The organism is Bradyrhizobium sp. UFLA05-108 (genome assembly GCF_059803455.1).
On the sequence record NZ_JBANAZ010000075.1, the window covers coordinates 1 to 23,570 of the forward strand.

The 23,570-nt window shown below is 61.5% G+C and carries 20 protein-coding genes and 2 pseudogenes; 18 read left to right on the top strand and 4 right to left on the bottom strand.

Annotated features, from left to right (window positions below; genetic code table 11):
• Positions 1-182 precede the first annotated feature (182 nt).
• Positions 183-347, top strand: a pseudogene (locus SO140_RS37425) (DUF736 domain-containing protein); the annotation flags it as partial.
• Between the two features lie 225 nt (positions 348-572).
• Here SO140_RS37425 and SO140_RS37430 read toward each other — a convergent pair.
• Positions 573-683: pseudogene (locus SO140_RS37430) on the bottom strand (helix-turn-helix domain-containing protein); the annotation flags it as partial.
• Between the two features lie 254 nt (positions 684-937).
• Here SO140_RS37430 and SO140_RS37435 point away from each other — a divergent pair.
• The 14 genes from SO140_RS37435 (at position 938) to SO140_RS37500 (ending at position 19,515) form a co-directional block, all read left to right on the top strand.
• A complete protein-coding gene (locus SO140_RS37435; protein WP_449380173.1) occupies positions 938-1,171 on the top strand; it encodes a DNA -binding domain-containing protein in 234 nt (77 codons plus the stop codon).
• A gap of 144 nt (positions 1,172-1,315) precedes the next feature.
• Positions 1,316-1,510 (top strand): transcriptional regulator domain-containing protein, encoded by a 195-nt coding sequence (locus SO140_RS37440; RefSeq protein WP_449380135.1) that lies wholly within the window; start codon positions 1,316-1,318, stop codon positions 1,508-1,510.
• A 58-nt stretch (positions 1,511-1,568) separates the two neighbouring features.
• On the top strand, positions 1,569-2,090 hold the full coding sequence (locus tag SO140_RS37445) for a DUF2285 domain-containing protein (RefSeq protein ID WP_449380136.1): 522 nt from the start codon (positions 1,569-1,571) through the stop codon (positions 2,088-2,090).
• Positions 2,091-2,240: 150 nt separating this feature from the next.
• Positions 2,241-2,519 (top strand): helix-turn-helix transcriptional regulator, encoded by a 279-nt coding sequence (locus SO140_RS37450; RefSeq protein ID WP_449380137.1) that lies wholly within the window; start codon positions 2,241-2,243, stop codon positions 2,517-2,519.
• 105 nt (positions 2,520-2,624) lie between these two features.
• Entirely contained in the window at positions 2,625-3,413 is a 789-nt protein-coding gene (locus SO140_RS37455) for a replication initiator protein A (RefSeq protein WP_449380138.1), read from the top strand.
• Between the two features lie 421 nt (positions 3,414-3,834).
• A complete protein-coding gene (locus SO140_RS37460) occupies positions 3,835-4,299 on the top strand; it encodes a DUF2840 domain-containing protein (protein WP_449380139.1) in 465 nt (154 codons plus the stop codon).
• Entirely contained in the window at positions 4,296-4,805 is a 510-nt protein-coding gene (locus SO140_RS37465; RefSeq protein WP_449380140.1) for a S26 family signal peptidase, read from the top strand. The genes SO140_RS37460 and SO140_RS37465 overlap by 4 nt, the downstream gene beginning before the upstream one ends.
• 684 nt (positions 4,806-5,489) lie before the next feature.
• Positions 5,490-6,554, top strand: a complete 1,065-nt coding sequence (locus SO140_RS37470; RefSeq protein ID WP_449380174.1) for an IS110 family RNA-guided transposase — start codon at positions 5,490-5,492, stop codon at positions 6,552-6,554.
• A gap of 544 nt (positions 6,555-7,098) precedes the next feature.
• Positions 7,099-8,850 carry a relaxase/mobilization nuclease domain-containing protein gene (locus tag SO140_RS37475; RefSeq protein ID WP_449380141.1) on the top strand — a complete coding sequence of 584 codons (1,752 nt, stop codon included), beginning with the start codon at positions 7,099-7,101 and terminating at the stop codon, positions 8,848-8,850.
• A 111-nt stretch (positions 8,851-8,961) separates the two neighbouring features.
• Positions 8,962-10,959: a conjugal transfer protein TraG gene (locus SO140_RS37480; protein WP_474798984.1), complete on the top strand. Its 1,998-nt coding sequence runs from the start codon at positions 8,962-8,964 to the stop codon at positions 10,957-10,959.
• A gap of 9 nt (positions 10,960-10,968) precedes the next feature.
• Positions 10,969-11,406: a CopG family transcriptional regulator gene (locus tag SO140_RS37485; protein ID WP_449380143.1), complete on the top strand. Its 438-nt coding sequence runs from the start codon at positions 10,969-10,971 to the stop codon at positions 11,404-11,406.
• A gap of 193 nt (positions 11,407-11,599) precedes the next feature.
• The gene (locus SO140_RS37490; protein ID WP_449380144.1) at positions 11,600-12,253 is read left to right on the top strand and encodes a hypothetical protein; all 654 of its coding nucleotides are present in this window, start codon (positions 11,600-11,602) and stop codon (positions 12,251-12,253) included.
• Between the two features lie 64 nt (positions 12,254-12,317).
• Positions 12,318-13,667 carry an MFS transporter gene (locus SO140_RS37495; RefSeq protein ID WP_449380175.1) on the top strand — a complete coding sequence of 450 codons (1,350 nt, stop codon included), beginning with the start codon at positions 12,318-12,320 and terminating at the stop codon, positions 13,665-13,667.
• An 844-nt stretch (positions 13,668-14,511) separates the two neighbouring features.
• The gene (locus tag SO140_RS37500; protein WP_449380145.1) at positions 14,512-19,515 is read left to right on the top strand and encodes a beta strand repeat-containing protein; all 5,004 of its coding nucleotides are present in this window, start codon (positions 14,512-14,514) and stop codon (positions 19,513-19,515) included.
• Positions 19,516-19,703: 188 nt separating this feature from the next.
• Here SO140_RS37500 and SO140_RS37505 read toward each other — a convergent pair whose 3' ends face one another.
• Positions 19,704-20,606, bottom strand: coding sequence for a helix-turn-helix domain-containing protein (locus SO140_RS37505; RefSeq protein WP_449380146.1), 903 nt, complete (start codon positions 20,604-20,606; stop codon positions 19,704-19,706).
• Between the two features lie 145 nt (positions 20,607-20,751).
• On the opposite strand from SO140_RS37505, the gene SO140_RS37510 reads away from it, so the two are divergent.
• On the top strand, positions 20,752-21,741 hold the full coding sequence (locus SO140_RS37510; protein ID WP_449380147.1) for a threonine dehydratase: 990 nt from the start codon (positions 20,752-20,754) through the stop codon (positions 21,739-21,741).
• Positions 21,742-21,955: 214 nt separating this feature from the next.
• On the opposite strand, the gene SO140_RS37515 is transcribed toward SO140_RS37510, so the two are convergent.
• Both SO140_RS37515 and SO140_RS37520 read right to left on the bottom strand, forming a co-directional pair.
• The gene (locus SO140_RS37515) at positions 21,956-22,354 is read right to left on the bottom strand and encodes a helix-turn-helix domain-containing protein (protein ID WP_449380148.1); all 399 of its coding nucleotides are present in this window, start codon (positions 22,352-22,354) and stop codon (positions 21,956-21,958) included.
• The gene (locus tag SO140_RS37520) at positions 22,339-22,650 is read right to left on the bottom strand and encodes a type II toxin-antitoxin system HigB family toxin (protein WP_449380149.1); all 312 of its coding nucleotides are present in this window, start codon (positions 22,648-22,650) and stop codon (positions 22,339-22,341) included. Before SO140_RS37520 ends, SO140_RS37515 begins: the two co-directional genes overlap by 16 nt.
• 311 nt (positions 22,651-22,961) lie before the next feature.
• On the opposite strand from SO140_RS37520, the gene SO140_RS37525 reads away from it, so the two are divergent.
• Together SO140_RS37525 and SO140_RS37530 are read left to right on the top strand one after the other, a co-directional pair.
• Positions 22,962-23,255: a type II toxin-antitoxin system RelE family toxin gene (locus SO140_RS37525; RefSeq protein WP_449380150.1), complete on the top strand. Its 294-nt coding sequence runs from the start codon at positions 22,962-22,964 to the stop codon at positions 23,253-23,255.
• Positions 23,252-23,500, top strand: a complete 249-nt coding sequence (locus tag SO140_RS37530) for a type II toxin-antitoxin system Phd/YefM family antitoxin (protein WP_449380151.1) — start codon at positions 23,252-23,254, stop codon at positions 23,498-23,500. The genes SO140_RS37525 and SO140_RS37530 overlap by 4 nt, the downstream gene beginning before the upstream one ends.
• The last annotated feature ends 70 nt before the right edge of the window (positions 23,501-23,570 follow it).

The window sequence follows — 23,570 nt, forward strand, 5'->3', positions numbered from 1 at the left end:
ATCTGGTCGCGATGAACGGCCATGGGCGCTCCGCTTCCGGCGGGGCGCCTGCCTTCCACCATCGGGATTATGCGGAGCAGAACATGCCGAGATCGGCGAAAAGCCAGCCCCATCACAGGATGGCACTCCGCATAATCCCGCTCTCCGCATAATCCGCATTATGTGGTGCACCACATAACATCGAGTTCGGCGCCGCCTGGAAGAAGACGGCCCGCGACAGCGAACGCGAATACCTCTCCGTCAAGCTCGACGATCCGAGCTTTCCGGCCCCGATCTACGCTTCGCTGGTGAAGGTCGAAGGCGACGAGGGCTTCACCCTGATCTGGTCTCGCCGCAACGGCGACTGATTCCTTGGAACCATCGGCCCCGCCTCCTCGGAGGCGGGGCTTTTTTCCTCGTTCCACCGCTTTGAAGAAAGCGGAAAGGAGCTTTCCTTTTGAAGGGATTGCAAAGGGGCCGCCCTCGTGCGGGCAAGGGTGAAGTACGATTCCGCGCCGGCGGAGCGGTTTCCCCGCTCTTCCACGCAACAGATCTTCATTCACGCCGGCCAAATAGTGGCATCTTTCGATCGAGCTGACATAGGTGCGATCGATTATCGCGCGGTGCGCTAACTCTTCCTGCAACAAGCCTCGTGCCTGCCGCAGCTTCCGTGCATTCTGTGCCAAAACCTCCCGGATCTTCATAACCGGGAGGGCAGCGCCTTGATGAGTATTTCTCCACGGAGTATTCCCTACACTTGCGGAGATGGAGCGCCGCCACTGCGCTAACCGAAGAATAATTCATCTCTGGTATGCACAAAACCCGTAGACCGGTGGGCGTGTCGGTACGAAAATGAATGCAGTCAGGATTTGCTCGATCGAAGCTTCTAGGACCATAGGAGTTTCATACTGTGCCGCCGCGTGATCCAAAAGTTGCAGATTTGGCGCCCAGCGAGCCCATGCTAACATCGTATGACGAGCAACACGCTGTCACGTATATGCGTCTCCTCGACGCCGAAGCTGACAACGCCGACTGGCGCGAAGTTGCGCGGATTGTCCTTCACCTTGACCCTACTCTCCAGCCGGATCGCGCTCGCCGCAGTTTCGAAAGTCACTTGGCTCGCGCGAAGTGGGCTGCGCGCCACGGCTATCGTCATTTGCTGCAGAGGGGTTGGCCGAAGGATGAAAAATGAATGGCGTTTGAAGCAATCATGACTTCTTGGTGACGCTCGATAGTGAGGGCCAATCGGGCTATTCGGGTGACCTATCGACGCAACCTGAAATTGTCGCATTTGTTGTGCTGCAATTCCTCGTATTACCAGTGAGGAATGAGTACGATGTCAGTCTTTGATTGGAAATCACAGTCCGCCTATGACAAGGTCCACGAGGCCGAGACCACGGATGTCGCTTGGGAGTGGCTTCGCCGAGATGGCGAATATCAAAGAGCCTATAAAGACCTGACCAACGCCCAACGATCGAGCGGGATGACCGACGATTTCCGACAGCAATGGGGGCTGTCTTTTCGCAGCTGATCCTCAGAAGGCGTTCGATCAGCAGACAATCTTCTGGTCACCCGAGGCTCTCTCCACCGTGCTGACTGTCCGCACGTTAGTCGCGCCGTCGGATTCCAGACGGTACGATCTCAACCTGACGATGCTGCGAAGTGGTGAGCTTCGTCATGCGGCGGACGGATGGCACGCCATCCTGCCGCTGGGAGGGACGAATCACCGCCTGTGGCTACAAGAACTGCCGGCGAGCGGTTCATCAATTGCTGTCGAACTGCAATTCGATTCCGATTTCGGTACTCGATCGCAGGCAGCATTTCGGTTCTGGTCGGCGCTCGACCGGCGGCCGCTCGGGCCATCTCTTCTTCCACTTTCCGTCCAGCGGCGTCAGCGCACGATCCTCGCGATGCGCGCCCTGGACGGGTGGTTGGCGGGAAATAGCTATCGCAACATCGCAACCGGCTTGTTCGGGCGACAGCGCCTTCCCGAGCGAGGCTGGAAGACACATGATTTGCGTAACCGTACGATACGCCTCGTTCAAACGGGGATGTCGATGATGCGCGGCGGCTATCGCGCGCTACTACGTCGAGCAAAGCGAAACCGGTAACTCATCCCTCGAACTATCCTATCCGCGACCGGGTATCGAAAATCGCTACCCCTATCTTCGGCATCCCTCTACGCAGGTCCACTCCGCGATTATGACCGTCGACACGCGCTGCAAGTCGGGAGCGCGCCAGATGATCACGGAGCCCTTCAAATGTCCGATCCGAATGCCGGCTTGCCGCCGCGATACCTGCGCACGCCCGAGGCCGCGCGACTCCTTGGCCTGTCCGGCCGCACACTCGAAAAGCATCGCACCTTTGGCACGGGCCCAACCTATCGCAAGCTCGGTGGGCGCGTCGTTTATGCGCTCGATGACCTGAAGGACTGGGTTGATCGCGGCGCCAAGACGTCGACCAGCGATCCCGGCGCTGGTGGTGTGTTGCCCGCCAAGCGGCACGCGCCCATTCCCTATGCGGGCAAAGAGCGGCGCTGACCATGTCCGACAGCAAAACCTCTACGCACCCGGCGCTCCGAGCGCGATCCGCTCGATCTATCCCGTGCTCTTCCCGGCGATCTTGCACCACGCGATGCTCAAGACTTGACGGCTTATCCTTTCTTTTTGCTGGCGAAGTCCAAGCGGATCGCGCCGATCAACTTCCATGTGGGAACAGTCTCGATTCGTGTCGAAGCGGTGGCGCAACACGGCATGGCGACGATTGGGGATGCGGACGTCCTGATTTGGGCCGCCTCGCAGATTGTCGAAGCGCGCGACGTCGGCCTGAAGACCTCCAGGCTGATGGCCACGCCGTACGAGATCCTAACTTTCGTCGGCCGTGGCACCAACGTGCGCGATTGCGACTGCCTCAAGGCTGCGCTCGACCGGCAGTCGACCAAGGTGGTGGTAACGTCAATCCGCCAGCCGACGGAACGCCGGCGGTATTGCTTCGCCTGGATCAATGAATGGAAGGAAACGGCCGACATGCACGGCGATCCCCGCGGGCTGGAGCTCATTCTGCCCGATTGGTTCTACACCGGTGTCTTGAATGAAGCCTGCGCGCTTACCATCGACCGCGCGCACTTCGATCTCACGGGCGGGTTGGAGCGGTGGCATTGTTATCGCCTCGTGCGCAAGCAGGATGGCCGCCAGGAAGGCGGCTGGAGCTTCGATATCGTGCATCTCCACGCGAAGTCTAGCAGCTTGTCACCGCTCAAATACTTTACTTACGACCTGCGCGAGATCGCCCGTCGTCAAACGCTGCGGGATTACCAACTCGTCACCACATGGGATCCAAGCGGCAGCGAACGATTGAACTTTGCGCCCGCTCTCGTTGATCCCTTTGTAGGACGCTCCCGTAAGCGCGACGGCCGTAAGGGGGATAAGTTGTGAATCAACTCGTGTTATCGGGGACCAAGACTCTCGTGCCATCGGGGACCGGATCCTCGTACTATCAAATCCGGTCGACATCTTGCTGTGCAAGGACTTCCCGCTCTCTTAACTTTCCTAGCTTAGAATCCTTCGGACTCTTTCTAACGGAAGCGAACGCGTCGTGCGTTGGTTCACAAGGTCTCGCGAACTGGTACCGGGCCTTGCGAAACTGCTCCTCGACTGGCGAACTCGAACTACTCGCCTGGAGCCGGATCCCGTGCCGATCCGCCTCTCGCCACTGCCACCTTCCACGCGCAGTCAGACGGTTAGCAGGAGAGAAGACACCGGGCTTTCCGACGCTAGTGCGGTTCATCCAGGAATCGAATGGATCTGCAATTGGCCGGTCCGACCGCATTACTTCTCGGCGACACGGAGCTGCAACATGAACGACTTCACGACCGTCGAGCTTATGTGGGTCGAAAAGCGTATCGAGAACCGGATCCGGTTCGGCCATCCGGTATGCGAACAGATCATTGACCGTCATCGCCGCCTCCTCTCGTTCGCGCCCGGCAGCATGTTCGCGTTCGTCCGTTGGACCTCCAATGACTTCGGCACGGTATTGTCCCGCGTCGATATCTTGCGCGCGGCGGAGCAAGGTCGGCGCCACTCGACCGTCCCTTGGATCAGTCCCGGTGGCGAGAGCCTGCTGCGACTATCTGGCTGGCCGAAGGTCGCGCGCGTCCTGCAGCTCGTTGACGCCGTCGAGGCGCTCGGCATCGATCCGGCTGAGGCCGCTCCCGACTATTGGCATCACGTGCACAACCGCCTGTCGGTCAACGAAACGCCAAGAGCCTACACGCGCGCCCGTCACCAGGCTTGGCTGCACCGCCGGAGGGTAGCGTCATGACGAACCGGACGTGTACCATCGTTCTCACTCTTGGAGCCCTGGCTCTTGTGCTCTCCACGATCAATGAGGCCCCTCCATCCTACATCTGGAACGTCTCAGAGAGCGTTCCGGTCGGCCTGTATCATTTGCGACCACTGAAGCAACTGACCGTCACCGAGCTTGTGGCAATACGACCGCCGGAACCGCTTGCGAGTTTTCTCGACTTGAACGGTTACCTGCCGATCGGCGTGCCCATGCTCAAGCGAATCCTCGCATTGCCCGGGCAAACCGTCTGTAGGAGCGGACTCACGATCACGGTCGATAGCATTGAGTTAGGGCAGGCCCGCGAGCGCGATAGCCGCGGCCGGCCATTGCCAAGCTGGCAGGGATGTCGCGTGATCGACGCCGGCGAAATCTTCGTCATGAATTGGCAGTCGGCGGACTCTCTCGATGGTCGGTACTTCGGGTTCATTTCGGCATCCACTGTCATCGGACAAGCGCTTCCTGTGTGGACCAGAGAAGAGTGAGCATGTCGAGACGTTTCGTCCGATTGCGACCTATCAGCGCGTCCTCTCGCGGCACCGGTCCGCCATCCCGGCCAACTCTTTGGAGCCCATTGTGGGGAGCCGCGCTTCGGAGTGACGGCGAGTTCGACCGCTTTGGATCCGCAGGGTTCTTGCGACCTATAACGCGGGGCCTAGTCGATGCGAGTAGCTCTTGGCAGCAGGCCGCCGGCTCCCCGACGAGACATTGGCCTATGTTCAAACGATCGAAGCCGAGATCGGTATCAAGCGACAAAGACCCTGACTTCGTCGGGTGGAAGCTCTCCTTCTCGATTGCAAAATGTCGCCGCCGTACAGTCTCCGACGAGGTCTTCCGTCGGAAGGGACTCAGCAGCGTTCGCTTACCAAATTGGTCGGTCCAGCGATCTACCCAACCTCGGCACGTCTGCGTTGATGCCTCACGCAACAGGTCTGTTTGTGCGGTCTTCACATTCGGGATCATCACGATGACCGCAATCACACTCTGTCGGATGCTTTCGTGCGTTTTCGTATGCTCGGAAGTCGGAGGAAGGGAGCAGGGGATAGACGACCGGGGATGGCTCTTCAAATCGGGCTTCGAGAAACCGGTGCACGCCGATAGCCGCCGTGTGGCCGAATCTGGAGCCTGGTGCAACGATTAAAAGGTCGTTGCCACAAGGGAGAGCTCCGATGAAACTCTATGTTGGATTGGACGTCGGTCTTGAAGAAACCAGCCTTTGCATCGTTGACAGCGAGGGTCTCACGGTCCGCGAAGTCAAGGTCAGCACCGAGCCAGAGGCGATCCGCTCCGCTGTAGAGAACTACGCGGATCGCCTCGATAGAGTGGGAGTCGAGGCGTCATCGCTGGGCATCTGGCTGTATCGCGAATTGCATCCAGCGGGGCTCCCGATCGTTGTCGTCGAAGCGCGTCATATGCGCGTTTCGCTCTCGACGATGCGCAACAAAACAGATCGCAACGATGCGCGCGGCATCGCGCAGATGATGCGACTGGGCTGGTACCACGCCGTCCATGTCAAGAATATCGACATGCAGAAGATGCGTAAGCTGCTGACCAGCCGGAAGCTGCTCAAGCGCAAACTGATCGACCTCGAAAACCACATTCGTGGTGCGCTGCGGGCCTATGGGCTGCTCGTAGGAGCCGTCGCTCGAGGTGCCTACGAAGCACGCGTCCGCGAGCTGCTCGAGCGCAGCGATCCGATCTTCGTGATGACCATCGAGGCCATGCTGGACGTGCGCCGCGCCATCCTCGAGGGTTACGATCGGCTGCATCGTGTGCTGCTGCAGGTGGTCCAGCATGATGCTGTCTGTCGGCGTCTGATGACGGTTCCCGGCGTCGGTCCCGTTGCGGCCCTGTCATTCAAGGTTGGCGTTGATGACCCTCATTGCTTTGCGCGATCACGAACGGTCGGCGCCCATTTTGGCCTGACGCCGAAACGGCACCAGTCCGGCACGTCCATCGACTTCGAAGGGCGCATCAGCAAACAGGGCGACGTAGCAGTGCGCGAGGCGCTTTCCGAGGCGGCCGCAAGCCTGCTGCTGCGGGTCAGGAAATGGTCGGCACTGCGGGCTTGGGGTCTGCGGATCGCCAAACGGTCGAGCATGCTGTGCGCGATCACCGCGGTCGCGCGGAAGCTCGCAAGCATTCTGCACCGGATGTGGGTCAGCGAGACCGATTTCCATGTTGGTTTTGGCGCCAAAGTCACGCAGCGGCTGCGGTTGAAACCTGCACGGTAGCCGCGGTGCATATGATGACGGATTAGCGCTGGGTTTGCGCCCAGCATGTTGGGGAGGAGCGAAATTAGAGATCCGCGCGCGCGGTGAGCGTCCCCTGGCGGGGCCGCGAAACGGGGAATGTCCGCTATCTCTTGCCTGCTGCCGCCCTTCGGGGAAGAGAGCGCCGGACTGCTTGGACAGCCCTGTTTACGAACCTGATGAAGAGCATGCGACGGCCGAAGTGCTGAACGCGAAGGAACGCATGGACCCCGCCTGGTGAATGCCGATCGCAAACGCGGTTGTGGTGACGTTTGTGTGTTGTCGATGCAGGGAGTCGGTGATGGCTGAAGTTCGAAGAGTCGAAGAAAAGCGTAGGAATGAGTTGACTTTGCCCGCCCGATTAGGAAGGCAAGGGAAAAGGCCAGCCGTCGGTCCGGCCTATGTGGTTGGTTGAGGGGCGATTTTTGCCATGCGGGCGATGCCCCCTGCCATCGCTTTCGCGATTTCTCAAGTGCAATCAATGTCTCGCACGCCATACGCCTGCGCCAGAACAAGGTTTTCCACTGTGACGTCACGCGACGACGACCTGCGGATCCGCCCCGGTCGCATCGACCACGGCAACCGTGGGGCCAAGCGCCCGAAGAGCTTCGTCGGGGAGGTGATGCGGTCCGCAAAGAGGGCGGGGCATGTCGGCAACAGTTTTCGGTCAAGCCAGGCTCACAGTCGGTCCCACTTCGGGCGCGGCCGCCGCGCGGCAGTCTCGATCCGCCTGCGCTCTAATGCCCGGCGGGTGGTGACAAAAGCACGCGTCGTGCGTCACAAGGGCTCGCGCTTTCGATCGGCGACCCTGCCCAAGCACCTGGCCTATCTCAAGCGCGATGGCGTAACGCGTGACGGCGAAGACGCGCGCATGTTTGACAAGACCTCTGATGCGGCGGACGAGCGCGCCTTCGCCGCGCGTTGCGAAGAGGATCGTCATCACTTCCGCTTCATCGTCTCGCCCGAGGATGGCGCCGCGCTGGGAGACCTCAAGACGTTCACGGGTGAGCTGATGCGTGACGTCGAGAAGGATCTGGGAACCAGACTCGACTGGGTCGCGGTAGATCACTGGAATACGGACAACCCGCATGTCCACATCCTCATCCGCGGGCGTGCCGACGACGGTCAGGACCTCGTGATCAGCCGCGAGTATATCAGCCGCGGCTTGCGTGATCGGGCGGCCGACCGAGTTACCCTCGAGTTGGGGCCGCGAAGCGAGCATGAGATTCGCGCAAGCCTCGAGCGGGAGGTCGATGCGGAGCGCTGGACCAGCCTCGACCGTGCGCTGCGGGACATTTCCGACGCGAATGGGGGCGTGGTAGATCTCAGGCCAGGCCCGGATATCCAAGATACCGACCCGCGCAGTCTGCTGCTCGGCAGGGCCGCCAAGCTGGAACGCCTTGGTTTGGCTGAGCCAGCAAGCCCCGCCTGTTGGACCCTGAAACCTGGCCTTGACGAGGCGCTTCGCCAGATCGGCATGCGCGGCGACATCATCAAGACGATGCACCAGGCCCTCTGTGGGGCCGGTCGCGAGCCGGATATCAGCACCTTTGCTCTGCACAGCGAAGAACCGACCGATCCCGTTTTGGGGCGCCTCGTTCAACGTGGTCTCGACGATGAGCTCAAAGGATCCGCCTACGCGATCATCGCCGGTATCGATGGTCGCACGCACCACCTGCGCTTTGCAGACATTGAGATGACTGGCGATGCGCCGGCTGGCGCCATCGTCGAGGCACGCGCATACGATGACACGAACGGGCGCCGGCGCGTGTCGCTGGCCGTCCGATCGGACCTGTCCATTGAGCAACAGGTAGTGGCAAAAGGCAGTACATGGCTCGACCGTCAGCTCCTCGCCAAGGATCTGCCGCTCAGCCACGGCGGCTTCGGAGCCGAGGTGCGGGAAGCGATGGAGGCTCGCGTCGACTACCTCATCGAGCAGGGCCAGGGCCGCCGGCAGGGGCAGCGCGTGCTATTCGCGCGCGACTTGCTTGCGACGTTGCGGCGGCGCGAGCTGCAGGAGGCGATCACCAAGCTTGCGGCTGGAACGGGGCTTGACCACCGCTTGACTGCTGAGGGCGATCCTGTCTCCGGCATCTACAGGCAACGGGTGACCCTTGCCTCGGGCCGCTTTGCCATGATCGATGATGGTCTCGGTTTCCAACTCGTACCATGGCGACCAGCCTTGGAGCAGCATCTCGGAAAGCAGGTCACAGGCATCATGATGCCAGGCGGCAGGGTCGACTGGGATTTTGGTCGCAAGCGCGGACTGGGCCTCTAGCGGTATCGGCCGGATCCTGACCTGTCCGATTTCTGCGCGGGGACCGCACGACACACCCTTGGGGGCGTCTTATCCTTGATGTCGCGCGGGTAGCCCTGCTGCATCTCGGCCATGTCAACAACCAAAGTGCTTTGGGGCCAGATCACGCTCGTCCTTGCCATCGTGCTCATCACCACGTGGGCAGCGACCCAATGGGTTGCCTGGAGGCTGGGATTCCAGCCGCGACTCGGAGCACCCTGGTTTGAGCTCGGAATGCCCATCTACCTTCCCCCCGCCTTCTTCTGGTGGTGGTACGCATACGATGCATATGCCCCCAAGATCTTCGTCGAGGGGGCCTGCATCGCGGCGTCCGGCGGGGTGATCTCGATCATCGTCGCCTTCGGAATGTCGATCTGGCGAGCGCAGGAGGCGCAGACCGCGGCCACCTATGGCTCCGCCCGATGGGCACTGCAGAATGAAATTCGTAGCGCGCAGCTCTTGGGCCCGGACGGTGTCGTGCTGGGCTGCTTTGATCGCTACTACCTTCGACATGACGGCCCCGAGCACGTGCTCTGCTTCGCACCCACGCGATCGGGTAAGGGCGTTGGTCTCGTCGTGCCGACGCTCCTGACATGGCCCGGCAGTTGTATCGTCCACGACATCAAGGGCGAGAACTGGCATCTAACCTCTGGTTTCCGCGCCCGCCATGGAAAGGTCGTGCTGTTCGATCCGACCAACCGAAACTCGGCAGCCTATAACCCTCTCCTGGAGGTTCGTCGCGGCGAGTGGGAAGTTCGGGACGTCCAGAACATTGCCGACGTGTTGGTCGATCCGGAAGGTGCCTTGGAACGGCGCAACCATTGGGAGAAGACCAGTCATTCCCTGCTGGTCGGCGCGATCCTGCATGTCCTTTATGCCGAAGTAGACAAGACCTTAGCGGGTGTCGCAAAATTCCTGTCGGATCCCAAGCGTCCGATCGAGGCGACCTTGCGTGCGATGATGTCGACGGCACATCTGGCCGATACCGGCGTTCACCCGGTGATCGCCTCTGCGGCGCGAGAGCTTCTGAACAAGAGCGACAACGAACGCTCTGGCGTGCTTTCAACTGCGATGTCGTTCCTTGGGCTCTACCGTGATCCAGTCGTGGCACAGGTCACGCGCCGCAGCGACTGGCGGATCCGTGACCTGGTGGAGGCAGACCAGGCGACAACTCTTTACCTCGTCGTACCGCCGTCCGACATTAGCCGGACCAAGCCGCTCGTACGGTTGATTCTCAACCAGATCGGCCGCCGCTTGACGGAGGATTTGAAGGCCAAGGGACGTCGGCATCGCGTGCTGCTGATGCTCGACGAGTTTCCGGCGCTGGGCAGGCTGGACTTCTTCGAGTCGGCGCTAGCGTTCATGGCTGGCTACGAGCTCAAGAGTTTCTTGATCGCCCAGTCCCTGAATCAGATCGAGAAGGCCTATGGCCCGAACAATTCGATTCTGGACAACTGCCATGTCCGTGTGTCCTTCGCCAGCAACGACGAACGTACCGCTCGGCGCGTGTCGGAAGCGCTGGGAACCGCGACGGAATTGCGCGCCATGAAGAACTATGCTGGCCATAGGTTAAGCCCGTGGCTCGGTCACCTCATGGTGTCGCGGCAGGAGACCGCACGTCCGCTTCTGACGCCCGGCGAGGTGATGCAATTACCACCGGACGATGAACTGGTTCTGGTTTCAGGGTGCCCGCCGATCCGTGCGAAAAAGGTGCGCTATTACGAAGACTCGCGGTTTCGTGAGCGCGTGCTTCCGCCGGCAACGTCAAGCGGGGTGGAGAGCCGTGTTTCGCTTGCGGAAGATGATTGGAGCAAATTGCCCCTGCCGGTCACCCCGCTCAACACGCAGAAACCGAAGGTTCAAGAACAGCAAAGTGGATCCATCGACGATCCGGCCAATGGTGGCATTAGGCGAGAGCCGGAGCTTCCCGTGCATGAAGATGTGGCACCACATGCGCCTCCCGCGAAAACCGAGTTCGAATTCGGCGACGAAGATTCTGATGATATCCAACGAGTACGCGAACTGCGCGGCGTGGCGGCGAGCGTAGCCCGCCAGGCCGCGATGGATCCCGATGACGGCCTTGATCTCTGAGGAGAGGCGATGCGGACCAAGCATACATTTCGCCTGCCACCAGATCTTGCCAGCCAGTTGGCGGACTATGCCAATCGGAAGCGGGTGCCGCAGGCCCTCGTCGTCGAATCGGCTCTGTCCTCATTCCTGTCCCCGGATGGCTCCGAGCGCATGGAAGCGGCCCTCGGCCGGCGGTTGGACCGGCTGACGCGCCAGGTCGAGCGCCTCGAGCGTCACGTGACGATTTCGAATGAAGCGCTGGCGTTGTTCGTTCGCTTCTGGTTGACGGCGACGCCGCCCCTGCCGGATACCGCACAACCTGCTGCCCAGGCCAAGGGTCGTGAACGCTACGAGGGGTTCATCGAAGCCTTGGGCCGGCGGCTCGCCCGAGGCCAGAGCCTCGCGCAGGAAATCAGCTTGGACGTCGAGCCGCGTGTTCCGTCGGCTGACAAACCTAATCCCGCCTGATCGGCCCGCCATTTCTTTCTCATCCTACGCCAGACTACGACATCGATGCCTGTGCGCTTGAAGCAATCGCAGGACTGTCCCTTCTGTCCTTCGCCGCCGTTGAAGACAGCTCATTCGTTTTGATCGCATCTCGCCTCGCTGATTGCGAGCGCGAGCTGCACCGATCGATCTAGTTGCACGGGGAGGGGAGATTATGACGGTCGAAGGCGAACGCGATGGACAGGTCAGCCTGAGTTTGGATCAAACTGAGGCGAACACCTCCCCAACCCCACCTCGAACCAGAAAGGTCAGCGTGCAGCTCTCTGAAACGATTTTCGAGAGCTTGGAAGCTGCAAGCGGCCGGGCGGGGGCTGGCAAGAGCATGGTCGTACAGGCAGCTCTCGAACGTTTCCTGAATCCGGCTCCGCCGATGGAAGAAATGGTGCACGAAGCCTTCCATCGGATCGGTGATCAGATTGAACGCCTGGAGAGCGAACTTGCGATCATTGCCGAGACGGTCGCGTTGCACGCCCGCTATCACGTCACGGTGACGCCGCCGATGCCGCCGTCGCAACAGCGCGACGCGTGTGTGCTGGGCTATCGGCGGTTCAAGGCCCTGGCCGGGCAGGTTGATCGGCGTGTGCGCTCGGGCCGGCCGCTGATGCGGGAGACGATCGCCGGTCTCAGCATCACAGAGCGCGACGCCTCCACGCCTGAGCGCGATGGGAAAATCGTGCCCGGTCGTTCGGAAGATCAGGCGAACATCCTCGCGGACGTCGCTCCAGTCGCGGAATCCGAACAGATTGCTGCCGTCCAGGAGGACGGCAGCAACCGCAACTTTCGAAATTTGCCAAACGCGTTCTGCTGACTCGATTGAGGCGGCGGGAAGGAGAGCAGGCCAGGCCCCGCTCGTCCCATTCGCCGCACCCACAATCCCCGAGACAAGTGCCGCGGGGCGACTTCCAAAATGGCGGCTGATCTTCAGCGTTTTTCTGCCGTTTGCGGCAGGCTACTACCTCTCCTATCTGTTTCGTACCATCAATACGCTGATTGCTGAACCTCTGTCGGCCGACCTGGGTTTGGACGCCGGCAGTCTCGGGCTTTTGACATCGGTATATTTCCTGATCTTTGGGGCTGCCCAGATTCCAATCGGAATCCTGTTGGACCGCTTTGGTCCGCGCCGGGTTCAGAGCGTCTTGTTGCTCGCCGCGGCCCTTGGTGCCACTCTGTTCGGTGCTTCGAACGGATTCATGTCGGTTCTCCTCGCGCGCGCAATGATTGGACTCGGCGTCGCGGCCGCGTTGATGGCTGGGCTGAAAGCGATCGTTCTCTGGTTTCCCAGAGAGCGGGTCGCGCTGATGAACGGCTATATGATCATGCTGGGCGCTTTGGGAGCGGTGACCGCAACCCAACCAGCCGAATGGTTGCTGAACTCGATGGGTTGGCGCGGAATATTCGAGGTTTTGGCGATCACAACGCTCGCAGCCGCCCTTCTGATCTTTCTAGCGGTCCCGGAGAGCAAGATTGCGCAGCAAGCGCGACCCGCCGGACTTCGGCTGGAAGCGATCTTCAGGGATCGCCGTTTCTGGCGAATTGCACCACTTTCGGCGAGCTGCGTTGGGTCGGCTTGGTCGTTGCAGGCATTGTGGGCCGCGCCCTGGCTCAGGGATGTCGAGGGACTGAACCGCGAAACCTTGGTGACCCAATTGTTCGTCATGGCTATTGGTCTATGCGGCGGCGCCTTGCTGCTGGGCACGATTGCCGACCGGTTGCGAAGACGTGGTATCGGTTCGGAGACGCTGCTCGCAGCGATGGCGTTACTGTTCGTGTTGGCTGAGCTCACACTGATCCTGCGTCTTCCGCTCCCGTCGATGCTGCCATGGTCAGTGGTTTCCGTTGTCGGCGCCGCCACTGTCCTCAGCTACGCGACGATCGCAGAATACTTTCCAACCGAGCTCGCGGCTCGCGCCAATGGAAGCTTGAACGTCTTGCATTTCGGGTGGACCTTCGCGGTCCAATGTGGAACTGGACTCATACTTGAACAATGGCCCGTTCAAGATGGGCACTATCCGCTGATTGCCTACCAAGTTGCCTTTGGGTTGAGCCTTGCCTTGCAGGTCGTGGCGCTGGCTTGGTCTAGCATTCCCTGGATTCGAGAATTGGGTGGGTGGATCGATAGTTCCCTCCTGCATCACCGCTCGCGAGACGGGGACTCGGTTGAAGCAATCATTCGGCCTGCCGATGTCTCGATCATGGAGGCACGTGACGGCGCGGAGTGGTAACGTTGATCGCTTCCATCGCTAATTGGCGCAACTCACATCTGCGAGTTCGAATCTCCTCCGGGGCACCAAACTCCCATCGTCCATAACAAAACTGCGAACCCTCGCTTCTCCAGATGCAGCCGCAGAGCGGACATCTCCGCTGAGCTGGCGTTTGTTGCAGTTGGTGGTGGCGTTGCGCATGGTCGAGCCGGGCCGTAATTCGGGGGCTCTTTTCTATCGTCGCTCTGGTGTCGTCGATTCGTCCCATTCGCTGATAGGCCGCCGCCAGCGGCATATATGTGCGACCGCTGGCTGACGGCTTCAGCAGCCAGGGCACAGCGCCTTCGGCGCGGCCCATCGGCAGATTGGCCCAGCCTGCGCCAATCATCCCATGCCTAGGCGCAAGACCTGCGGCGTGTCAAAGCGGTTCCGCTTGCTTGAAGGTCGCCAGCGCATCCTCGAAGCGATCCGTTCTAATTTGTGCAAGGCCGACATGATACAGCTCGATCCCGCTCCACGGATCGAAGCCCAAGACTCGCGCTGCCCCGGCAATATCCGAAATTTCGGCAATAGAAGCAGGCTGAAACGCAAATATCAGAAAAGCTTCAGAAAGTAACCGTCCCCCTTTCAGGACACCGACGCCCCATGGGTGGCTAACTGCCGACCATTGGCCGGCGACTCACATCTCCGCCGGCAAGATTCAATTGCAAAGGCGATGTCGACCGGCAGGAAGCCCGGCATCTCCGGGAGCGGATCAGGCGGTCTTACGGTGCGTATCATTTCAGCCGGAACAGGTTTCGATCGGCGTTCGCCGGCTCCATTGACGCCAATTCAGCCGACCGGCCACCGGAGCCGGCTCGGCTGGATGGCCGGAGTCGCATCCGTCATCATTCTGGCGGTACCGGCACCTTCCTACGCCCAGTCGGTCGGGCAAAACGGCGGCAACGGCGGTAACGCACCGAACCGGAGCACCCCGGGTGGCGGCGGGGCTGCGGGTCTTGCCGGCGACGGGACTTCAACGGGCGGCGGCGGTGGCAGCGGAGGGACCGGCGGGAACGGCAATGGCGGCAGCGGCGGCGGGTCCGACAACGGCGGCGGCGGTGGCAGCGCCTCCTCTCAAGGAGCGGGCGGCGGCGGCGGCGGCGCTGGCGGCGCCGGCACCACGGTCAGTGCCACCGGCACGACGACGATCAGCGTCGGAGCAACAGGCGGCACCGGCGGCAGCGGCGGCTCGGGCATGATCAACTTTTCCTTTCCGTCGTCCATTGGCGGCGGCGGTGGCGGCGGCGGCGGCGGCAGCGGAATCGTTGTGAACGGCGCCAACACCGGTGTCGCCCTCACCGTGAATGGTGGTGTCACCGTACAGGGCGGTGATGGCGGCGTCGGCGGTATCGGAGTCACCGGCGGCAGCTATACCGGCGCTGCCGGCGCCGGGGGCAACGGCGGCAACGGCATCACGGTGACCAACGCCAACGGGGCCGCAATCACCAACAACGGCACGATTTCGGCGGGGGGCGGCGGGCTGGGCGGCGACGCCGCCGGTTATTCCAACGTCGGAGCGAACGGGGCCACGGGCTATGGCATCGTCGGACAAAACCTGACGATCATCAATGCGGGAGCCATTTCCGGCAGTACCGCGATCTACTTTACGGGCGGCACTAACAGCCTTGAGCTGCGGGCCGGCTCCAGCATCAGCGGCAACGTCATCGGCAACGGCACCAGCGCGCTGGTGCTCGGCGGCACCACCGACAGTTCGTTCGATCTGTCGCAACTTGGCTCGCAGTATCAGAATTTCACGCAGTTCAACAAATCAGGATCCAGCACCTGGACCCTGTCGAACACCTCGAGTGCCACCACCCAGGCTTGGACGGTGACGTCGGGAACGCTGAACCTGACGGGCGCGACCGCAACCGCCACCACGATCAACAATTCCGGCACCATCGGAGTCGACGGCACCAGCACGCTGACGGCCACGACTGGCATCACCAACAACGGTGTCATCACGGTGGCGCAGGGCGGTACCGTCAATGACGATCTCGACAATGCCGGCACCGTCACCAACAGCGGCGCCTACAACGCCAGGGTCAATACCAACACCGGCACCATCACTAACACTTCCACGGGAGTGTGGACCGGCGACATCGCCAGCAACGGCGCTGGCGGCGCCATTCACAACAATAATGGCGGCGTCTGGATCGGAAATGCGATCAACGACAGCGGCTTGCTGAGCAACGCCGGCACCTGGACCGGCACGATTTTGAATGCCGGCACCTTCGTCAACCAGAGTACTGGCACGGTATCGGGCCTGTTCACCAACACCGCTGGCACGGCGTCCAACGCCGGTCAGCTCAACGGCGGCGCCACGGTGACTGGTGGCTCGGTCGTCAACAACAACCTGATTGCCGGTACCGTCGACATCTCCGGCACCGGCATCGTCGACAATAACGCGACCATCACCGGCGTAGTGAATAATGCAGCGACGTTCAACAACAACGCCGGCGGCACGGTATCCGGCCTGCTCACCAACAACGCTGGCACGACGACCAACTATGGGCTGCTCAACGGCGGCGCCACGGTGACCGGCGGCTCGGTCGTCAACAACAATCTGATTGCCGGTACCGTCGACATCTCCGGCACCGGCACCGTCGACAACAACGCGATCATCACTGGCGTAGTGAATAATGCAGCGACGTTCAACAACAACGCCGGCGGCACGGTATCCGGCCTGCTGACCAACACTGCGGGCACGACGACCAACGCCGGCCAGCTCAACGGCGGCGCCACGGTGACCGGCGGCTCGGTCGTCAACAACAACCTGATTGCCGGTACCATCGACATCTCTGGCGCCGGCACCGTCGACAATAACGCGACCATCACTGGCGTAGTGAATAATGCGGCGACGTTCAACAACAACGCCGGCGGCACGGTATTCGGCCTGCTGACCAACACTGCGGGCACGACGACCAACGCCGGCCAGCTCAACGGCGGCGCGACAGTGACCGGCGGCTCGGTCGTCAACAACAATCTGATTGCCGGAACGGTGGCGATTTCCGGCACCGGCACCGTCGACAACAACGCGACCATCACCAGCGTGGTCAATGCGGCGACGTTCAACAACAACGCCGGCGGCACGGTATCCGGCTTGCTCGCCAACACCGCTGGCACGACGACCAATGCTGGCCAGCTCAACGCTGGCGTGATCGTGAGCGGCGGCGTACTCACCAACAACAACCTGATTGCCGGTACCGTCGACATCTCCGGCACCGGCACGGTCGACAACAGCGCGACCATCACCGGCGTGGTCAACAATGCCGCGACATTCAGCAACAATACGAACGGCACGGTATCCGGCCTGGTCACCAACACCGCGGGCACGACGACCAATGCCGGCCAGCTCAACGGCGGCGCGACAGTGACCGCCGGCACACTCACCAACAACAATCTGATTGCCGGAACGGTGGCGATTTCCGGCACCGGCACCGTCAACAACAACGCGACCATCACCGGCGTGCTGAACAACGCCGCGACCTTCAACAACAATGCCAGCGGCACGGTATCCGGCCTGCTTACCAATACCGCCGGCGCGACCACCAATGCCGGCCAGCTCAACGGCGGCGCCACCGTGACCGGCGGCACGCTGACGACGTCAGGCACCATCAGGGGCGGTCTCACCAATAGTGCGACCGTCAACGCCAATGGCGGTGCCATCAATGGCGCGATCATCAACCTCGCCGGCGGCACATTCAATGTCGGCGGTACGGTGACCAGCGATTCGACGCTCGCCAATGCCAACGGCGCGACGTTTGCGATCGGCGCCACCGGCAGCTACACGTTGCAGGGATTGCTGACCAATAGCGGCGTCATCACCGTCGCCAATGGTGGGCAATTGATCGCGACCATCGGCGGCATCACCAACAGCGTCGGCGGATCGATCACGGTCGCCGCCGGTGGCAGCGTGACCGACGATCTCAACAATGCGGGCGTCGTGAGCAACAACGGCACCTATGCCGCCAACGTCGCCACCAATACCGGCGGCATCACCAACAATTCGATTTGGACCGGCAACGTCGTCTCCAACACCGGGACCATCACCAACAATCTGACCTGGACCGGCACGGTCAACAATGCCGGCACCTTCAACAACAGTGCCGGCGCAACGGTGTCGGGCCTCCTGACCAACAGCGGCACGACCAACAATGCGGGAACGCTGAGCGGAGGCCTCACCAATACCGCCGGGGTCACCAACAACACCGGCATGATCGATGGCCTGGTCACGATCACGGGTGGCGCGCTGACCGGCAGCGGCACCGTGGCCAACCTCTCGGTCGCCAGCGGTGGCACCTTCGCGCCCGGCACCGGTGTGGCGGGCACCTCGACCACGGTGAGCGGAAGCCTTGCGCTCGCTTCCGGGGCGATCTATCTGGTGCAGATCAATCCATCGACGGCCTCGTTCGCTAACGTGTCGGGCACGGCGGCGCTCGGCAATGCCAGCGTGAATGCGGTTTATGCCAATGGCAGCTATGTCGCGAAGCAGTACACCATCCTGACCGCCGCGGGCGGCGTCAGCGGCACGTTCAATTCGGTCGCGAATACCAACCTGCCGGCGAACTTCCACGCAACGCTGAGCTACGATTCGACCCATGCCTATCTCAATCTGCTGCTGAACTTCGCCATCCCGACTGGCCTCAACGGCAATGCGCAGAACGTCGGCACCGCGCTCACCAACTACTTCAACAGCACCGGCGGCATTCCGATGGTGTACAGCGCTCTGTCCGCAGGGGGCCTGACGCAAGCGTCCGGTCAATCCGCTACGGGCTCACAGCAGGCCACCTTCAACGCGATGACCCAGTTCATAGGCGTGATGACCGATCCCTTCATGGGCGAACGTGGCGATCCGGTTTCGTCCTCGAACGGCGCATCCCAATTCGCGGAAGACGCTTCCACGGTTTCAGGTAAGACCGGCGCGGAGCGCGAGGCCTACGCTGCCATCTATCAAAAGGCACCGGCGCCAGCCTTCGCGCAGCGCTGGAGCGTGTGGGCGGCAGGTTATGGCGGCGCGCAGGCCACCGATGGCAGCGTCACCGCCGGATCAAACACCGCCAGCAGCCGCATCTACGGTACCGCTGTTGGTGCCGACTATCGCATCTCGCCGTATACGCTTGCCGGTTTTGCGCTGGTCGGCGGCGGCACCAATTTTGTCGTCAATGGATTGGGCAGCGGACGTTCCGAGCTGTTCCAGGCCGGCGCCTATTTGCGCCACTCCGTCGGTGCGGCCTACGTCACCGCAGCGTTGGCCTATGGCTGGCAGGACATCACCACCGACCGTACCGTGACCGTGGCCGGCATCGATCGCCTGCATGCGGAGTTCAACGCCAACGCATTCTCGGGCCGTCTCGAAGGCGGCTATCGCGTCGTCGCGCCGTGGATGGGCGGCATCGGCCTGACGCCCTATGCCGCCGCACAGTTCACGACCTTCGGTCTGCCCGCCTATGCGGAAGGCATTCTCTCCGGCGCCAATACCTTTGCGCTCGCCTATGGCGCGAGGGATGTCACCGACAGCCGCAGCGAGCTCGGTTTGCGCGGCGACAAATCATTTGCGATCGGCGATGCGATCCTGACGCTGCGCGGTCGGGCCGCGTGGGCGCATGATTTCAATCCCGACCGCGCCGTCTCCGCGACCTTCCAGGCATTGCCCGGCGCAAGCTTCGTCGTGAATGGCGCGGCGCAAGCGTCCGACTCGGCGCTGACCACGGCGTCCGCCGAACTGAAGTGGACCAACGGCTGGTCAGCCGCTGCGACCTTCGAAGGCGAGTTCTCCAACGTCACCCGAAGCTACGCCGGAAAAGGAATAGTGCGATATACATGGTAGCGGGTGGTCGAATTGCATCGCCGACCTGCGCATGAATAGCTCATGGGGCGCATAACGAGATTATACTGCAATCTCAATAATATATGAGTTCGTAATTTTGTTTTGGCCGGCGCGCCATTCTACGCCAGAGCACGCTGCAGCAGCCCAGCGGCGCCGATCGCGCCGTTGTCCAGGCAGCCCTGCAACCATCAGCCGGCGGTGCTGTGATCGGACGATCCGAGTACTGAGGTGCCTACAAAAATTCGCGTCCATTCGCTCGGAGTGACCCCAAGCACGCGCCGGAAGATCGTCGTCATGTGAGCGTGGCTTGAGAATCCGCAAGCTGCTGCAACCGCCGCGAGGCTTGGGCGGGTGCCGCGGCGTGAGGCCGCCTCGATCAACGAACGCGCTCGTGCAATCCTCCGCTCCACCAACGCGGCGTGCAGCGTCATGCCAGTCGCAGCCCGGAACGTGCGGGCGAGATAGCATTCCGAGAGGCCGGTATCGCTTGCAAGGTCCGCGAGGCGGATTTCTTCCGTGAGTCGAGCCTCAAAATGATCGAGAATTCGCTTCAGGCGTCGAGAAGTCAAACGACATTCGGCGGACCCTCTCTGAGTACCGGGATTGAGCACCGCTGAGACGCGTTCGGCAGCAACGGCTACAACGCTCTCCATCGCCAAAGATGGCGCTGCTGCACCAACCATCGTCATCCGCCGCAGGCTAGTCGCTAACGGGGTGAATCGGGGATCGGCCGCATTGGTGAACTGCCTTAGCCGGCAGGTCTCAATCCCTGATGCAAATCGAGCAAATACCTTCGGGGCAAAGCTTAGTACCAAGTACTCCCCGCCCTTGTCCGAGGCCGAAAAGACGTCGCAGCCTGCTGGCGTGAAGGCGAGCCGCCAAGGCTCCGCATCAAAGGGGCGCCGCCGCGCACCACCGAAGGCGTCGACGCCTCGCTGCCTCTCGAACGTGAACCCAATCACGTGACGATCGGACACGTAACTCACCTCGTAGGGCGACGCCGGCAGCACCGTCACCGCAAAGCCCGGGCCCTCACAGTGCAGGGTTGAGCGATGCAGAGCAGCCACCGTGCTTGGTTTCTGTTCCGACATTAGAACTTGCCGTAGCTCGAAGCGCTCACCGCCGCAACGACTGAAAGATTACTTTGCGACCCACACGCCATTACAGGTCAAGCACGTGAAAGCGGACCGAAATCAACCGAGCTAACATTCTTACAGGTTTCCTCGGAGGTTTTCGATGGCTGTGTCCGACCCGCTCTTTGCTCTCGGTGAATTGGAAGCCGCGGCTCAACTCGTGCATCGTACGCTACCGCCCACCCCGCAATACGCTTGGCCGCTTCTCGCCAAGCGGACCGGTTGCGAGGTGTGGGTAAAGCACGAGAATCACACGCCGACTTCCGCTTTCAAGGTACGCGGCGGCATCGTCTACATGGACAATCTGAAGCGCTCATCGACAAAAGTGACAGGGGTCATTTCGGCCACGCGCGGCAATCATGGTCAATCTATCGCATTCTCAGCCTCTCGGGCAGGCATTTCGGCGACAATCTACTTGCCGCGGGGCAACTCAACAGACCAGAATGCCGCCATGCGCGCCTTTGGTGCCACCGTCGTCGAATTCGGCAGAGATTTTGACGAGGCGCTTGCAGAATGCAATCGGGTCGCGTGCGAGCAGAGCCTGCATTTTATCACACCGTTCAATCGAGATCAGGTCAAGGGGGTCGCAACGTACGCGCTCGAACTGTTTCGCGCCGTCGCTGACCTTGACACGGTCTATGTCCCGATTGGGATGGGCTCCGGTATCTGTGGGCTGATCACAGCTCGCGACTTGCTCGGCCTCAAGACTGAAATCGTCGGCGTCGTAGCGCGCAGCGCCCCGGCAATGGCCCTGTCGTTCGCGGCCGGGAAGCCGGTTTCGACGGGCTCGGCGCTAACCTTCGCCGACGGCGTGGCAACACGCGACCCGCGTCAGGAGGCGGTGGCCATCATCAAGCAGGGCGCAGCCCGAATCTTGCAGCTTGGCGAGGACGACATCGCCGATGCGGCACGTTCCTATTTCCAGGATACGCACAACGTTGCCGAAGGCGCGGGCGCCGCCCCGCTTGCCGGGCTCATGCAGGAGCGCGCCCGCATGGCCGGAAAGAAGGTCGCCGTGATTTTGTCCGGCGGCAATATCGATGCGTCGGTCTACCGGCGGATCTTAGCCGGTGAGACGCCAAAGGTCGGCTGAATGCGCCAGCATTGGCCTCCGCGGCAAGCCCGGCGGACACAGCGGGAAATCGTAAGCCGTCGCAGTGTTGGCGGTTGTAGCGCTCGGCCGGTCGCTGCTTCATAGCGCGACGGCGAAGCAATAGTGCGCATCTTCATCGGCCGTGGCGCGCCATTTACGCCAGAGCACGCTACAGCTGACGATAAGCGCCGATCCTGCGCGGGCCTTTCCGCCTCTACGCCGCCGACCTTCGCCCGCGCATTCGCGGTGGTGCGATCAGGGCTTCCGCAGGAATGTCCCACTCGCGATGCAGTTTCCAGGCCATTCGCATCGTGAGAGGACGCTTCCTGGTCAGAACGTCGGATGCGCGCTGGCGCGAGCCGAGCAGGCGGCCAAGATCGGCCTGGGTATAGCCGCTCGTCTCCATGCGGTAACGAATCGCGTCGATCGTGTCGGGTGGTTCGATCGGCCAGCGCTTGCGCTCGTAGTCCTCGATGATAAGTGCGAGGAGATCGAATCGGTCTGCTTCGGGCGTACCCGGCTTGGGTTCGTTTTCGAAGTACCGTTCGATCTCGCTGAGCGCCGCGTCATAGTCGGCTTCGGAGCGAATCGGACGGATCAATTTTTTCGCCATGATACGGTCTCCGGATCGATGCGGTCGTATTCTGAATGAGTGCCGATGAACTTCACGAGCACGCGGCCGAAGGCATATGACACGTGAACGATCAGCCGATATTTGTTCCCGCCGAGATCGAAGATGACTCGGTCGTCGCCCACGAAATCGACGGTGCTGCCGAACCGCCGCCTTATTTCGGCGGGGTCGGCCCAGTGCGCCTTGGCGGCAATCGCGAACCACGCCCGAATTGGGCCTTCGGCATGTGGGTGACGCGCCCAAAATTCTCTCAGAGTGCGAAGGGCGATCACCTGCATGGGTGAATCTGTATCATGTCACCAATTTGGTGACAACCCCGACCTGCCATGATAATGGCCTACCTTGCTCCGAAATCGTTGAACCGAGACGAGCTTTGATCGTGCGGCCGGCGGAGGCAGCGAACCATAGCGGGTACATCATAGCGCCACAGCGAAGCAGTAGTGCCCATCTTCATCGGCCGTGGCGCGCCATTTCCCGCCAGAGCACTCAACAGCATCCTCTGCCTAGCCGTTGGTACGCTAGAGTTCGCTTGAGGCAGGCCCAATTGCTCGTTTGACACCTGTGCAAATCTGGCTATAATCTGGCCAGAATGCCATTCGAGATCGTCCTCGCTCCCGAAGCTGTCGAAGACCTCAAGGCGCTGACGGCGAGTGTTCGGACGATCGTTCGGGCCGCGCTCGAAACACATCTGAGGCACGAGCCCGAAAAAACGAGCCGCAGCCGCATCAAGCGATTGCGAGGATTGCTCCGTCCACAGTTTCGATTGCGGGTAGACGAAGTTCGGGTGTTCTACGACGTGTCCCGCACGAGCGTAGAGGTCTTGGCGATAGTGCCCAAATCGGAGGCCGAGTCATGGCTCACACAATTCGGAAATCCGGAGTGAAGGAAGTTCCTTTATCCGAGATCAAGGACGACCTGTCTCGCTTTCTTCGAGAAGCTGAAACGCAGGAGATCGTCATCACGCGCCATGGTAAGCCGGCCGGCGTACTGATCGGCTTCGAATCAGAGGAGGACTGGTTCGAGTACCGCCTCGAACACGACCCGCGCTTCCTGCGTCGTATCGAGCAGGCGCGAAACAGCCTGCGCGCCGGACGCGGGACCAGGCTCGAGGACATTGAAAGCGAGTAGTGACACGCGCATATCCCGTCGCAGTGCGCGCGCAAAGATAGGCAAGGTGTCGGATACGATGGCGTGGACT